Annotated in this window: 13 protein-coding genes, 2 tRNA genes, 1 pseudogene and 1 riboswitch; of the genes and pseudogenes, 11 read left to right on the top strand and 5 right to left on the bottom strand. The window is 71.8% G+C overall.

From position 1 onward, the window contains the following. Both HNR57_RS41120 and HNR57_RS38080 read left to right on the top strand, forming a co-directional pair. A pseudogene (locus HNR57_RS41120) lies at positions 1–342 on the top strand (DEAD/DEAH box helicase); the annotation flags it as partial. Between the two features lie 217 nt (positions 343–559). Then, positions 560–632, top strand: a tRNA-Lys gene (locus tag HNR57_RS38080). Positions 633–692: 60 nt separating this feature from the next. Here HNR57_RS38080 and HNR57_RS38085 read toward each other — a convergent pair. Continuing rightward, on the bottom strand, positions 693–1,541 hold the full coding sequence (locus HNR57_RS38085) for an RNA polymerase sigma factor SigF (protein WP_184567842.1): 849 nt from the start codon (positions 1,539–1,541) through the stop codon (positions 693–695). 344 nt (positions 1,542–1,885) lie between these two features. Continuing rightward, positions 1,886–2,380 (bottom strand): MarR family winged helix-turn-helix transcriptional regulator, encoded by a 495-nt coding sequence (locus tag HNR57_RS38090; protein WP_167345945.1) that lies wholly within the window; start codon positions 2,378–2,380, stop codon positions 1,886–1,888. Between the two features lie 133 nt (positions 2,381–2,513). Here HNR57_RS38090 and HNR57_RS38095 point away from each other — a divergent pair, with 133 nt between their 5' ends. The 5 genes from HNR57_RS38095 to HNR57_RS38115 all read left to right on the top strand — a co-directional run bounded on the left by HNR57_RS38095 (position 2,514) and on the right by HNR57_RS38115 (position 6,672). Next, positions 2,514–3,686 carry a PP2C family protein-serine/threonine phosphatase gene (locus HNR57_RS38095; RefSeq protein WP_313675815.1) on the top strand — a complete coding sequence of 391 codons (1,173 nt, stop codon included), beginning with the start codon at positions 2,514–2,516 and terminating at the stop codon, positions 3,684–3,686. A 145-nt stretch (positions 3,687–3,831) separates the two neighbouring features. Continuing rightward, a complete protein-coding gene (locus HNR57_RS38100; RefSeq protein WP_376772336.1) occupies positions 3,832–4,743 on the top strand; it encodes an STAS domain-containing protein in 912 nt (303 codons plus the stop codon). Then, positions 4,740–5,153: an STAS domain-containing protein gene (locus HNR57_RS38105; RefSeq protein WP_184567814.1), complete on the top strand. Its 414-nt coding sequence runs from the start codon at positions 4,740–4,742 to the stop codon at positions 5,151–5,153. The genes HNR57_RS38100 and HNR57_RS38105 overlap by 4 nt, the downstream gene beginning before the upstream one ends. After that, positions 5,153–5,596, top strand: a complete 444-nt coding sequence (locus HNR57_RS38110; RefSeq protein ID WP_184567846.1) for an anti-sigma regulatory factor — start codon at positions 5,153–5,155, stop codon at positions 5,594–5,596. The genes HNR57_RS38105 and HNR57_RS38110 overlap by 1 nt, the downstream gene beginning before the upstream one ends. Next, positions 5,596–6,672, top strand: a complete 1,077-nt coding sequence (locus tag HNR57_RS38115; RefSeq protein WP_184567816.1) for an ATP-binding SpoIIE family protein phosphatase — start codon at positions 5,596–5,598, stop codon at positions 6,670–6,672. Before HNR57_RS38110 ends, HNR57_RS38115 begins: the two co-directional genes overlap by 1 nt. Positions 6,673–6,696: 24 nt before the next feature. Here the strand turns inward: HNR57_RS38115 and HNR57_RS38120 are convergent, their stop codons facing one another. The 3 genes from HNR57_RS38120 to HNR57_RS38130 form a co-directional block, all read right to left on the bottom strand. Then, complete coding sequence (locus HNR57_RS38120; protein WP_184567818.1) at positions 6,697–7,203, bottom strand: MarR family winged helix-turn-helix transcriptional regulator; 507 nt, start codon at positions 7,201–7,203, stop codon at positions 6,697–6,699. A gap of 119 nt (positions 7,204–7,322) precedes the next feature. Then, complete coding sequence (locus HNR57_RS38125; RefSeq protein WP_184567820.1) at positions 7,323–7,964, bottom strand: GTP cyclohydrolase II; 642 nt, start codon at positions 7,962–7,964, stop codon at positions 7,323–7,325. Positions 7,965–8,097: 133 nt separating this feature from the next. Continuing rightward, complete coding sequence (locus HNR57_RS38130; RefSeq protein ID WP_184567822.1) at positions 8,098–8,613, bottom strand: MarR family winged helix-turn-helix transcriptional regulator; 516 nt, start codon at positions 8,611–8,613, stop codon at positions 8,098–8,100. A gap of 90 nt (positions 8,614–8,703) precedes the next feature. On the opposite strand from HNR57_RS38130, the gene HNR57_RS38135 reads away from it, so the two are divergent. From HNR57_RS38135 to HNR57_RS38150, 4 genes are all read left to right on the top strand, one after another. After that, positions 8,704–9,834, top strand: coding sequence for a dihydrofolate reductase family protein (locus tag HNR57_RS38135; RefSeq protein WP_184567824.1), 1,131 nt, complete (start codon positions 8,704–8,706; stop codon positions 9,832–9,834). 65 nt (positions 9,835–9,899) lie between these two features. Further along, positions 9,900–9,973, top strand: a tRNA-Met gene (locus HNR57_RS38140). Positions 9,974–10,261: 288 nt separating this feature from the next. Continuing rightward, positions 10,262–10,418, top strand: a riboswitch (cyclic di-AMP (ydaO/yuaA leader). A gap of 11 nt (positions 10,419–10,429) precedes the next feature. Then, entirely contained in the window at positions 10,430–11,470 is a 1,041-nt protein-coding gene (locus tag HNR57_RS38145; protein WP_184567827.1) for a M23 family metallopeptidase, read from the top strand. A 185-nt stretch (positions 11,471–11,655) separates the two neighbouring features. Continuing rightward, a complete protein-coding gene (locus HNR57_RS38150; RefSeq protein ID WP_184567829.1) occupies positions 11,656–12,600 on the top strand; it encodes an aldo/keto reductase in 945 nt (314 codons plus the stop codon). Positions 12,601–12,724: the final 124 nt, after the last annotated feature.

The raw sequence follows: 12,724 nt of genomic DNA on the forward strand, positions 1-12,724 counted from the left end.
AACCGTGGTGGCGGTTTCCGCCGGGACGATCGTCGTGATGACCGTGGTGGCCGTTCCTTCGAGCGTCGCGATGACCGTGGTGGTCGTGGCTTCGAGCGTCGTGACGACAACCGTGGTGGCGGTTTCCGCCGGGACGACCGTCCGGGCCGTTCCTTCGAGCGCCGGGACGAGCGCGGTGGACACCGTGGCAGCGACCGCCCCTTCAACCGTGACCGTCAGGGCGACCGCCCCGGCTTCCGCTCCTCCGGTCACGACCGTCCGTCCGGCCGTCGTGACGACCACCGCGGTGGTTCTTCCTTCCAGCGCCGCGAGGACAAGCCGCGCTGGAAGCGCAACGGCTGACATCAGCGCATGAGGAGCGCCGTGGCCCCGTCCCAACGGGCGGGCCACGGCGCTCCGTCGTTGCGGCGCGGGCCTCTCCGGTGCCCGTGTGGACACGCCCGAACAGGCCGGTCCTGCCCCTGATCGGCCCAGTTCGTCCCTCCGGCGCGGCCGGTACCCCGATACCCGATCGGAGTCTCGGCGTCGTCCGGCTATGCTCGTGGGGGCGACAACGCCTGGGCCCTTAGCTCAATTGGCAGAGCAGTGGACTTTTAATCCATTGGTTGTGGGTTCGAGTCCCACAGGGCCTACGGAAGAGCCCCGGTCCGGATCATCTCCGGACCGGGGCTCTCGCCGTTGCTGGGGGCGTGTCAGCTCGTGGTCAGCATTCCCGAGCGCAGCCGCGCCACCGTGCGCGAGATCAGCCGGGAGACGTGCATCTGCGAGATGCCGAGCCGGGCGCCGATCTCCGCCTGGGTCAGTTCCTCCACGAAGCGCAGGTGGAGGATGAGGCGCTGGCGCTCGTCGAGTTCGGCGACCAGGGGGGCCAGGGCGTGGAAGTCCTCGACGAGTTCGAGGGCCGGGTCCTCCTCGCCGATGAACTCCGAGAGCGTCGTCTCGCTCTCGTCCGGGTCGCCGGTGACCGTCGCGTCGAGGGAGGAGGACACGTAGCCGTTGGCCGCGATCTGGGCCTCGACGACTTCCTCCTCGGACAGGTTCATCAGGGCGGCCAGTTCGGAGACTCTCGGCGCACGGCCGAGGCGGGAGGCCAGTTCCTCGGTGGCCTTGGCGAGTTCCGTACGGGCCTCCTGAAGGCGGCGCGGCACGTGCACGGCCCAGGACGTGTCACGGAAGAACCGCTTGATCTCGCCGATGATGTACGGCACCGCGAAGCTGGTGAACTGCACCTCGCGGGAGACCTCGAACCGGTCGATGGCCTTGATCAGCCCGATGACGCCGACCTGGACGATGTCCTCCATCGACTGCCCGCTGGTGCGGAACCGGCGGGCCGCGAAGCGCACCAGCGACATGTTCATCTCGATGAGCGTGTTGCGGGCGTACTGGTATTCGGGCGTGCCCTCCTCCAGGACGGCGAGCCGGTCGAGGAACTGACCGGTCAGCCCGCGTGCGTCCTGCGGGGCGAGCTTCTGGGGTTCGGCGATCTGCGGCAGTTCCTCACCGGTGCAGGTGGCGGAATCCGTCGTCGTGCCGATGCGCATGGTCGCCGTCACGGGCCCTCCCTCTAGTCCGGCCCGCTCCGATTCCCCCGACAGGCCACCTCCAGCGCCGTTACCCGCCCTCGCCCCGGTCATGCCCTGCACATGCCCCGGCGAGACGTTGACCACAGTCGGCGCAGGTCGAGGCGGTGGCGGGGTACCCGGACCGGTACTGCGACGGCACGGGCAGGGAGGGATGGGCGGTGGCGTGCGCGAGAGAAAGCCATGGGGCTCGCGGAGCGGACAGTTGTCGTTTGACAACTATAGGTGGAGGGCAACAGCCTAGGCGTGCCGAACGTGCGCTGGGAAGGGACCGGAAGGACCGATTCCGTACGACGGCGAGAAATTCAGGCAGTCCGGGTGCCGGACGAGCGGGAGTCTTCGGAGTCGTCGTGTATCTGGGCCGCCGCCGCGTCGCAGAACGCCTCCAGCCCCTGCAGCAGCGCGACCCGCTTCGCCGCGGGCATCTGGTCGAGCACCGCGCGCAGCGCGTCCTCCCGGCGCGTGCGCAGGTCGGCCAGGAAGGCGCGGCCCCGGCCGCTGAGGTGCAGGCGGACCTCGCGCCGGTCGGCCGGACTCACCTCCCGCTCCACGAACCCGGCCGCCTGCAGCCGGTCGCACAGCCGGCTGGTCGAGGGCGGGGTGGAGGCGAGGGAGTCGGCGAGCGTCCGCAGGTTGATGCCCTCGTGGTGTTCGAGCATGAGCAGCACCCGCAGCTGGGACGCGGAGGCCGGCGCGGTCGAGGCCCGGCCCCAGAGGACTTCCAGCAACTCCGCAGCCGTGGAGGTCACACGGGCGACCTCAGCGGGCTCAGGGCGGGGTCGGAGGGAAGTCACAGTCACACTCTCGCAGGCACCGGGATGGCCGTCAGCGTACTAGGCGTGCGGTGAACCGCCGGGGACCCGCTTCCCGCCCATGGACAAGGACCGTATCGAGGACGCGTCGGCGTCCCACCGAGGATGGTGAAAGACCACCGTGACCACGATCACGAACAGATTCGTGGCCGCCGAGCGCGCCCTGCGCACGGCGGCGCCCCATCAACTGCTGGACGCGGTCCGTCGTGTACTGACCGATCAGTACGCGGCGGACTCCGTCGAGCTTTTCCTGGCCGACTACGGACTGACGGTGCTTCAGCCCGTGTCCGTGCTGCCGCACACCCTCCAGCCGGTGTCCGTGCACAACAGCCCGGCGGGCCGCGCCTTCGGCGCCCAGGAGCCCTATGTGGAGATCTCCTCGGGTGACCTCGCACGGGCGCACCTGCCCGTCACCGTGCGCGGCGACCGCCTCGGCGTGCTGACCGTCACCCTGCCGGGCGCGGAGTACGCCGAGGGCTGCCTGGGCGAGCTGGCCGAGATCGCCGAGGTCCTCGGGCACGAGGTCTACGTGGCCGAGCGTGACACCGACCTGTACCTCCAGGCACGCCGCCGGGACCGGCTCACGCTGGCCGCCGAGATGCAGTGGCAGCTGCTGCCGGGCCGCTCCTGCACCCGCCCCGAGTACGAGCTGGGCGCACAGCTGGAACCGGCGTACGCGATCTTCGGCGACAACTTCGACTGGTCCGCCTCGGCCGACCGGCTCAGCCTCTACGTCACCAACGGCATGGGCGAGGGCATCGAGGCCTCCCTGCTGACGAACCTGGCGATCAACGCCCTGCGCAACGCGCGCAGGGCCGGGCTGTCCCTCGACGACCAGGCGGCCCTGGCCGACCAGGCGGTGTACGCCCACTACCGGGGCCGCTGCTACCTCTCCGTGCTCATGCTGGACTTCGACCTGGCCACCGGCCGTGTCCGGGCGGTGGACGCCGGGTCGCCGCAGATGCTGCGGCTGCGCCGGGGCGCGGTGGAGCGGGTGCCCTTCGACGCCCAGCTGCCGCTCGGCATGTTCGAGGAGACCGACTACGTCATTCAGGAGTTCGGGGTCGAGCCGGGCGACCGGCTGGTCTTCGTCAGCGACGGGGTCTACGACGTCGCCTCCCCGGGCGGCGAGGCCTACGGGGACGCCGCCCTGGCCCGGGCGATCCAGTCGACCCGGCTGCTGCCGGCCGCCGAGGTGCCCCGGGCCATCCTGCGTGAACTGACGGGCCACCGCGGCAGATCCACCCCGGACGACGACGCCCTCGTGGTGTGTCTGGACTGGCGTGGCCGGTAAGGGACGGGGAAAGCGCAGGTGGGGGCTGGCGGTGGGCAGTTGTTTGGTGGTGCCGAACGTCGGCACTAATGTTTGTCATACGGCAAGTAACGGCTGAGGCGCCGTCGCGCGACCTCGGTCCGGCCCGTGCAAGGGAGCGATGCAAGTGTCGGTGTCGGAAGAGAACGCGGAACAGGAGCCGGCCGCTCACCAGTTGAGCGCCTTTCTGGAACGGCGCCGGGAGCAGATCGCCCAACGCTGGGCGGACGCGGCGTTGTTCCGCACGGTCTTCACCGTGTCACGCGACGAGGCGGTGGAGGCGGGCAGGGCCGTGACCGCGGCACTGGCGGCCGTGTCGGCCTCGGGACGGCTGGACGACATCCGGGCGCCCGGATTCGAGTCCGTGCGCGACCAGTTGGGGCGCATGGCGGCCTCCCGCGCCCGGACGGGCATGGACCCGGACGGAGTCGCCAGCGAGGTGGCCGCGCTGCGTGAGCCGGTGACCGAGCTGCTGCGCGCCGAGTTCCCGGAGCCGTACGCCCCCGAGGCCCAGGAGGCCGTGCTGGCGCTGACGGTGCTCATGGGCACGCTGCGCCTGGTCGTGATGGAGACGACGGTGAGCGCGGGCGAGGAGCTGATCGCCCGGCAGCGCGAGCAGCTGCACGAGGTGGCCACCCCGGTGATCAAGCTGTGGGAGAGCACCGTCGCCGTACCGCTGATCGGCACGCTGGACAGCGCGCGCAGCCAGGTGGTCATGGAGAGCCTGCTGGACGCGATCGTCGCCGAGCGCGCCCGGTACGCCATCCTCGACATCACCGGCGTGCCCACGGTCGACTCGCTGGTCGCCCAGCACCTGATGAAGACCGTGGCGGCCGCCCGGCTGATGGGCGCCGAGTGCATCGTCTCGGGCATCCGGCCCGCGATCGCGCAGACCATCGTCCACCTGGGCATCGACCTCGGCACGGTGCTCACCCGATCGAGCCTGGAGGACGCGCTCGCCTACGCGCTCAGCCGGCAGGGGGTCGAGATCGCGCCGCTGCGGGCGGCCGGCGCTGCGGCGGACGCGGGCACGCGGTGACCGGGTTCGCGGGACACGGGCCCGTGGGCGGGCACGGCTTCACCGTGCCGGTCCTCCAGCTGGGCGATGTCCTGCTGGTCACCCTCCAGGGGGAGCTGCACGACGGTATGGCCGAGCAGCTCCAGGAGGACATCACGGCCCGGATCTCGAACACCCGGGTGAGCGGCGTCGTGATCGACATCTCCGGTGTGGAGATCGTCGACTCGTTCCTGGGCCGGGTCCTCGCGGAGATCGCCGCCGGAGCCAAGCTGCTGGCGGCCCGTACGGTACTGGCCGGGATGCGCCCGGCGGTGGCCATCACCCTGGTCGAGCTGGGGCTCACCCTGCCCGGCCTGCGGACGGCTCTGGATGTCGAACGTGCGATGGAACTGCTCGGCGTGACCACGCGCCGGGGCGAGGGGAGTCCATGATGCAGACTTCCCGCCATGCCGGTCCGGCCGACCTGCCGATCGGCTCGGACGCCGATCTGGCGTGGGTGCGGCAGCAGGTCCGGCAGGCCGCTGCCGAGCTCGGCTTCGGGCTGGTGCAGCAGACCAAGCTGGTCACCGCGGCGAGCGAGCTGGCCCGCAACACCCTCGTGCACGGCGGGGGCGGCCATGTGAGGATCACCCCGCTGAACGCCGGGCAGTCGCACGGGCTGCGGCTGGACTTCGTCGACACCGGGCCCGGCATCCGGGACTTGGACCAGGCGCTGACCGACGGTTACACCAGTGGCGGCGGGCTCGGGCTCGGGCTGAGCGGGGCCAAGCGGCTGGTGCAGGAGTTCGAGGTGGACAGCAGGCCCGGTGAGGGGACCACCGTCACCGTCACCGCCTGGGCCACCGTCGTACCGCCCTCCCGGACGGTGCCGTGATGAGCAGGGTCTGGGACGTGCCGGTGGAGGACGACTCGACGCGGGTGCGGGACGTGCGGGTGGCGGCCGAGGAGGCCAGCGCCTTGGCCGGCCTGCCCCCGAACCGCACCGCGACCGCCGCGCTCGTGGCGACGGAGCTGGCGACCAACCTGCTGCGGCACGCGGAGGGCGGGCGCGTGCTGATCAACCTCGTCGAGCGTGCGTACGGCGACGGCCGGCAGCGGACGGCCGTGCAGCTCGTCGCGCTCGACCACGGACCCGGCATCCCCGACGTCGCGGCGGCGATGCGCGACGGCTACAGCACGACCGTCGCGGCTTCGCTGGGAGCCGGGCTCGGTACGTGCCGGCGCATAGCGAACGACTTCGATCTGCACAGCGCGCCGGGCCGGGGCACCGTCGTGATGGCGCGGATCGGCCACGAACCGGCCGTCCGCAACCAGGGGCCGCCCCCGCTGGGCCCGCGGACCGGGGGTGTCAACGTCCCCCTCGGCCGGGCCGAGCACTCCGGGGACGCCTGGGGCCGGGTGCACGGCGGTGACCGTCTGACCCTGATGCTCGCCGACGGGCTCGGGCACGGGGCCAAGGCCGCGGAGGCCTCCACCGCGGCGGTGCGGGAGCTGCGCGGCCTGGCGGAGCCGGCGCCCGCCGAGATCCTGCGGAGCCTGGGCCGGGCCCTGCGCCCCACCCGGGGCGCGGCCGTCGCCGTGGCGCAACTCGACATTCGGGAAGCGCGGTTGAGCTTCGCCGGGATCGGCAACATCGGCGCACGGCTGCGGACCGACGGCGCGTGGAAGCCGCTGCTGTCCCACCCCGGCATCGTGGGCGCGCAGGCGCCGGCGTCCGTGCCCGTGCAGCAGGTGCCCTGGCACGCGGACAGCCTGCTGGTGCTGCACAGCGACGGCCTGCCCAGCCGCTGGACACCACCCGACGACGGCGTACTGCCCGGCTGCGACCCGGCGGTGGCGGCCGCGGTGGTGCTCCGCGACGCGGGGAGCGCGGCCCGCCCGGCGCGGGACGACACGTGCGTGGCGGTTCTGACCGCCGGCGGCGTGAGCCGCCACGGCTCGGGGGCCTGAGGCCCGTCCGGATCGTCCGGATCGTCACCGGCTCTCAGGCCTGTCGCCGTCGGGCGGCAGCGTGGCCCGGGCTGTCAGGAAGCCTCGCAGGCCCCGGCTCAGCGCTGCCCGTTCGGCCGGTTGCATGGCTGCCAGTGCTGCCGTCAGGGCCCGGGCGCGACGGTCGGCGATGTCGCACAGGACGTGCTGTCCGTGGGGCGTGAGCCACAGTTGCACCTCGCGGCGGGTGTCGGGGTGCGGGGCGCGTTCCAGCAGGCCGGCCGCCGCCAGGCGGTCGCAGAGGCGGCTGGCCGTGGGGAGGCCGATGTCCAGGCCGTCCGCCAGGGCCGTCAGATTCAGGCCCGGCGCCGCCTGCACGGTGCGCAGCGCCCGCAACTGGTGCAGGGACAGGCGCAGGGACGTCTCCTGGGCGGCGACCGACCACAGCGCCGTGAGACTCTCCACGGCATCGGCGATCTGCGATGCGACGGCCTCCGGGCCATCGCCCGGTCTCCTCGCCCGGGGGTCGCCGGGGCCGCCGAGATCGGTCACGAAACGGTCACTTCCATAAAGCTCCGGGTACTGATGAGGTCGCCCTCTTCCAAAGGCTGTACCCGATGAACCGCATGGCAAGCAGCCCGGTTCGGTGCCCGGCCGGTGCGGGGGGCGGCTCAGCCGGCGCTGAGCTCCGTCAGCGCGGCGAGCGGCAGCGTGTGCTGGGTCTGGAGGACCTTGGCGCGCAGGTAGCGGACGTTGTGCGCGGTCGTGAAGACGCCCGTGGGGATCCGGTCGCGGACGTCGACGCCCAGGGACCGCAACTGGCCCGCCTTGTCGGGGTTGTTGGAGAGCAGGTCCAGTTCGCCGATGCCCAGGGCCCGGAGCATCTGGGCCGCGGCCGTGTAGTCGCGGGCGTCCTCCGGCAGTCCCAGCGCCGCGTTCGCCTCGTACGTGTCGAGCCCCTCGTCCTGAAGGGCGTACGCGTCGAGCTTGTTGTAGAGGCCGATCCCGCGGCCCTCCTGCCGGAGGTACAGCAGGACGCCGCCGCGCTCGGCGATGCTCTGGACCGCCTCGCGCAGCTGCGGGCCGCAGTCGCAGCGGGCGGAGCCGAACACGTCCCCGGTCAGGCACTCGGAGTGCAGCCGCACCAGCGGGACCGGGCCGGGCTCGCCGAGGATCACGGCGACGTGCTCCTGGCCGTCGGCCAGCCCGTGGAAGGTGACGAGCTCGGCGTCGGCCTCGTAGCCGTCGTGGAAGCGCAGCGGGACCCGGACGCGGGAGCGCGGGGTGGCGATGACGGCGGGGGTGTCGGGCATGCGGGGCCTCCGGGTTCCGTTTCCTGTTCGGCTGCACAGCCGTACTGCTTCAGATTTGAAGCAGATCCACGTCCGGAACCCTACTCGTGCTTTAAATTTGAAGCAATCGGATTCCAGCCCGGTGTGACACGCGTCACGAACAGGTCGGTGAAGACCTCCGCCGCCACGGCACGTCGTCCGCCGCCGGTCGCGTCCCGTCCTCCTGGAGGCCCTGCGCGATCGCCGCGGAGATCTCCTCCAGCTGCCCCACCTGCTCCTCGCTGAGCCGGTCGAACAGGAAGCTCCGCACGGTGTCGACATGCCCGGGCGCCGCCCGCTCCAGCACGGCGAACCCCTCGTCCGTCAGCGCGGCGATGCTGCCCCGCTTGTCGTACCGGCAGGCCTCGCGCCGCAGCAGACCGTCCTTCTCCAGCCGCGTCACCGCGTACGTCAGCCGGCTGCGTGTGATCTTCAGCCGCTCGGCGAGATCGGTCATGCGCAGCCGCCGTTCCGGGGACTCCGACAGGACGGACAGGATGGAGTAGTACAGGTGCGGCATGCCGGCGTCCTGCTGGAGCTGCCGGTCGATCGCGTCCTCCAGGAGCAGCGAGGCGGCGACGTACGCGCGCCAGGCGCGTTGCTCCTCGGGGGTGAGCCAGCGAGTCGTCATGCCACCAGTGTAGGTTTGTTTCAAACTTGAACCAAGCCCGCCTTGGTGACCCTGTCCAGTCCCGCCGTCCCGACCAGTCGCGGAGCGTCGATGCCTCACCCGTACGTCCTGCTGTCCGCCGCCGTCTCCCTGGACGGCTACCTGGACGACACCGGACCCGACCGCCTGCTCCTGTCGAGCCCGGCCGACTTCGACCGGGTCGACGAGGTCCGGGCCGGTGCCGACGCCATCCTGATCGGTGCCGGCACCATCCGCGCCGACAACCCGCGGCTCCTGGTGAACTCGGAAGAGCGCCGGGCCGCCCGCACGGCCGCCGGGAAACCGGAGTACCCCCTGAAGGTCACCGTCAGCGGCTCCGGCGACCTCGACCCGGACGCCCGCTTCTGGCACACCGGCGGCGAGAAGGTCCTCTACACGACCGACCGGGGCGCCGAACGCGCCCGTGCCCTGGGGCTCGCCACCGACGTCGTCCCGCTCGGCGCCGGCCTCGACTGGCGGCGGCTGCTCACGCACCTGCACGACGTCCGGGGCGTACGGCGGCTCATGGTCGAGGGTGGCGGCCTGATCCACACCCAGCTCGTCACCCAGGGCCTCGCCGACGAACTCCAGCTGGTCCTCGCCCCGCTCTTCGTGGGCGACCCCGGGGCGCCCCGGCTCTTCGGTCCCGGCGGCTACCAGGGCGGCCGGCTCCGGCTGCTGGAGTCCCGGCGGATCGAGGACGTGGTCCTGATGCGCTACGAACCGACCGCCCCGGGCACCGGCCCCCTGCCCGCCGCCGCCGACCACCACTGGCTGGCCCTCGCCTGCGAACTGGCCGAGCGCTGCCCGCCGTCGGACACGGCGTTCAGCGTGGGCGCGGTCGTGGTCGCGGCCGACGGCACGGAACTGGCCCGCGGCCACTCCCGCGAGGGCGGCGACCCGGTCGTGCACGCCGAGGAGGCGGCCCTGGCGAAGCTCGACCCCGCCGACCCGCGCCTGCCCGGCGCGACGGTGTACAGCAGCCTGGAGCCGTGCGCCCGCCGTGCTTCCCGCCCGGCGCCCTGTGCCCGGCTGATCCTCGACGCGGGCGTACGGCGGGTCGTCACGGCCTGGCGCGAGCCCGACACCTTCGTGACGGACGCCGACGGCAGCGGCCTCCTGGCGGCCGGCGGAGTGGAGGTCGTCGTCCTGCCGGAGCACGAGGAGCGGGCCAAGGCCCCGAACCGCCACCTGCCGGGCTGAGCACGGGCCGCTGAGTGGGTGTGCGCGAGTGGTCCCGCGGATGGCGTACACTGGTGTCACAACGACGCGGGGTGGAGCAGCTCGGTAGCTCGCTGGGCTCATAACCCAGAGGTCGCAGGTTCAAATCCTGTCCCCGCTACTGAAGGCCGAGGGCCGGAATCCTTTAGGATTCCGGCCCTCGGTGCATTTCCCCGCACCCCATTACGCTCGGTGAGTGAACCACCCCGTTCCGCGTGACAACTGACGCTCCGTCAAAACTCTGCAGTCACCTGCGATGCGGTCAACTCGCCCGATTTTCTCCGGTCATGGCAGGTAAGTCCGCGCGAAAAAGGTTAATGATCAAGCGGAATCGCTGGAATACCCCTCGCGCCTCCATTAACGTTCGATAACGCAGCGCGGTCGTCCCAGCCGTCACAGAAGGCGGCTCCGTGCGCACGCGCCGAATCCCGAAAGGGAACCGGGGAACCACCACTTGGGGTGAATCGGGCGGATACCACCGTGGAAGCACGGCTGGTATACGCGCGTAGGAGACCTTCCTGCTCCGAACCCGTCAGCTAACCCGGTAGGCGAGAAGGAAGGAAAGGAGTACGCCCACGTGGCGTCCAACCGGCCTGCCCCCGCGGCCCCGTTCGCGCCGACGCGCGAGACCGACACCTTCGGCTACGGCGGTCAGCGCACCGACGAGGGCCCGTTCCAGGAGTGGAACCCCACCGAGGAGTCCATCCGTCCCGTCCGTGGCAGGCATCGCGTCACCAAGCAGCGCGGCGGAGGCCTCGCCCGCAGCTCCACCGTCCTGGGCGTCGGCGTCATAGCTGCCGTGGGTGCCGGCGGCATGGCCAGCGCCCAGACCGGCAAGCCCCCGGTGTCCATCTCCGTCCCGGACCTGCCCTCGGTGGGTTCCCTCATCTCGGACGACGACACCCCCGAAGGTTCCGCCACCCCGCTCAGCAGCCTCGGCACCGCCGCGGCCGCCGGCGAGCAGGGCAAGAGCACCTCCGGCGCCGGTGCCGGCGAGGCACTGCGGGCCCGGATCATGGCCCAGGTCGAGCACCAGCAGGACCAGATCGAGACCAAGGCCGCCGAGGACGCCGCGGCCGCCGCCGAGAAGGCAGCCGCGGAAGCGGTCGCCAAGGCGGAGAGGGAAGCCAAGGCCAAGGCCGCCGAGGCCAAGAGGAAGGCTGAGGAGGAGGCCAGGAAGAAGGCCGAGGCCGAGCGTCTCGCCGCCCTGGCCAAGCAGTTCACGCTGCCGACCTCCTCGTACACCATCACCTCCAGCTTCGGCCAGGCCGGCGCCTACTGGTCCTCCGGCTACCACACGGGCCTGGACTTCGCCGCCCCCACGGGCACGCCGATCAAGGCCGTGCACAGCGGCACCATCACCGAGGCCGGCTGGAACGGCTCGTACGGCTACAAGACCGTCCTCACCCTCGATGACGGCACCGAGATCTGGTACGCGCACCAGTCCTCCATCGGCGTCAGCGTCGGCCAGAAGGTCAGCACCGGCGAGGTCATCGGCCGTGTGGGCGCCACCGGCAACGTCACCGGGGCGCACCTTCACCTGGAGGTCCACTCCGGCGGCTCCGCGAGCGGTATCGACCCGATGGCCTGGCTGCGGGGCAAGGGACTGAACCCGTAAGCCGTACCCACCCGTTGAAGCACCGGCGGCCCTGACGACGACCCCCCGACGTCAGGGCTGCCGGATGTCCGGCGTGCGCGGCAGGGCCGGGCGGGTGCCGGAACGGGGCCCGGGGCAGGAGTGTTCACAGGGTCTTTTCGCCCGTCGTGGAATGGGTGGCTCCTGTCCGGGCGTTGACACAGGGCATGACTTCTCTGCGTAAGCTCGGCCCCTCCGACCTCGAGGTCTTCCCGCTCGCCCTCGGCGGCAACGTCTTCGGCTGGACCGCCGACGAGGACCAGTCGTTCGCCGTCCTCGACGCCTACACCGCCGCCGGCGGCAACTTCCTCGACACCGCCGACTCCTACTCGGCCTGGGTCGAGGGCAACCGGGGCGGTGAGTCCGAGGCGGTGCTCGGCAAGTGGCTGAAGTCCCGCGGCAACCGGGCGGACGTCGTCGTCGCCACGAAGGTCAGCCAGCACCCCGAGTTCCGCGGCCTGTCCGCCGCCACCATCAAGGGCGCCGCCGACGCCTCCCTGCGGCGCCTCGGCACCGACTACATCGACCTTTACTACACGCACTTCGACCAGCCCGACGTGCCCGTCGAGGAGATCATCGGCGCGCTCGACACCCTCGTGAAGGCCGGGAAGGTGCGGCACATCGCCGCCTCCAACATCTCCGCCGAGCGGCTCCGGGCGTCCCTGGAGTTCTCCGACCGCGAGGGGCTCGCCCGGTACGTGGCCCTCCAGCCCCACTACAACCTGGTCTCCCGCGACACCTACGAGGGCGAGCTCCAGGACCTCGCCGAGCGGACCGGCCTGGCCGCCGTGCCGTACTTCGCGCTCGCGGCCGGCTTCCTCACGGGCAAGTACCGCACCGGTGCGACGGTCGAGAGCGCGCGGGCGGGCAGCGCGGCCAGGCACCTGGAGACCGAGCGGGGGCGGCGGGTGCTCGCCGCCCTCGACGAGATCGCCGCGGCGCACGACGTGCCCGTGGCCACGGTGGCCCTGGCCTGGCTCGCCGCCCAGCCGACCGTGGTGGCGCCGATCGCCTCCGCGCGGACGGTGGAGCAGCTGCCCGCCCTGACCGGGGTGGGCGAGCTGACGCTGTCGGAGACCGAGATCGGGCGGCTCACGCGGGCCTCGGACTGATCAGACGACAGGCCCTGGGCCGGACACGGCCTAGGCAGTGTCTTCAAATGATCACTGCTGGTGGATCATGGTGTCGTGATACGTCGCCATGAACTGTCCGATGCCGAGTGGGAGTTCGTCCGGC

The organism is Streptomyces paradoxus (assembly GCF_014202475.1).
GTDB classification, from domain to species: Bacteria; Actinomycetota; Actinomycetes; order Streptomycetales; family Streptomycetaceae; genus Streptomyces; species Streptomyces paradoxus.

What these genes read in the sequence shown, in the direction of transcription:
- HNR57_RS38150 (WP_184567829.1), top strand. Translation starts at nt 11,656, where the DNA reads ATGACTTCTCTGCGTAAGCTCGGCCCCTCCGACCTCGAGGTCTTCCCG.
- HNR57_RS38125 (WP_184567820.1), bottom strand. Translation starts at nt 7,964, where the DNA reads ATGCCCGACACCCCCGCCGTCATCGCCACCCCGCGCTCCCGCGTCCGG.
- HNR57_RS38085 (WP_184567842.1), bottom strand. Translation starts at nt 1,541, where the DNA reads ATGCGCATCGGCACGACGACGGATTCCGCCACCTGCACCGGTGAGGAA.
- HNR57_RS38110 (WP_184567846.1), top strand. Translation starts at nt 5,153, where the DNA reads ATGCAGACTTCCCGCCATGCCGGTCCGGCCGACCTGCCGATCGGCTCG.
- HNR57_RS38130 (WP_184567822.1), bottom strand. Translation starts at nt 8,613, where the DNA reads ATGACGACTCGCTGGCTCACCCCCGAGGAGCAACGCGCCTGGCGCGCG.
- HNR57_RS38115 (WP_184567816.1), top strand. Translation starts at nt 5,596, where the DNA reads ATGAGCAGGGTCTGGGACGTGCCGGTGGAGGACGACTCGACGCGGGTG.
- HNR57_RS38135 (WP_184567824.1), top strand. Translation starts at nt 8,704, where the DNA reads ATGCCTCACCCGTACGTCCTGCTGTCCGCCGCCGTCTCCCTGGACGGC.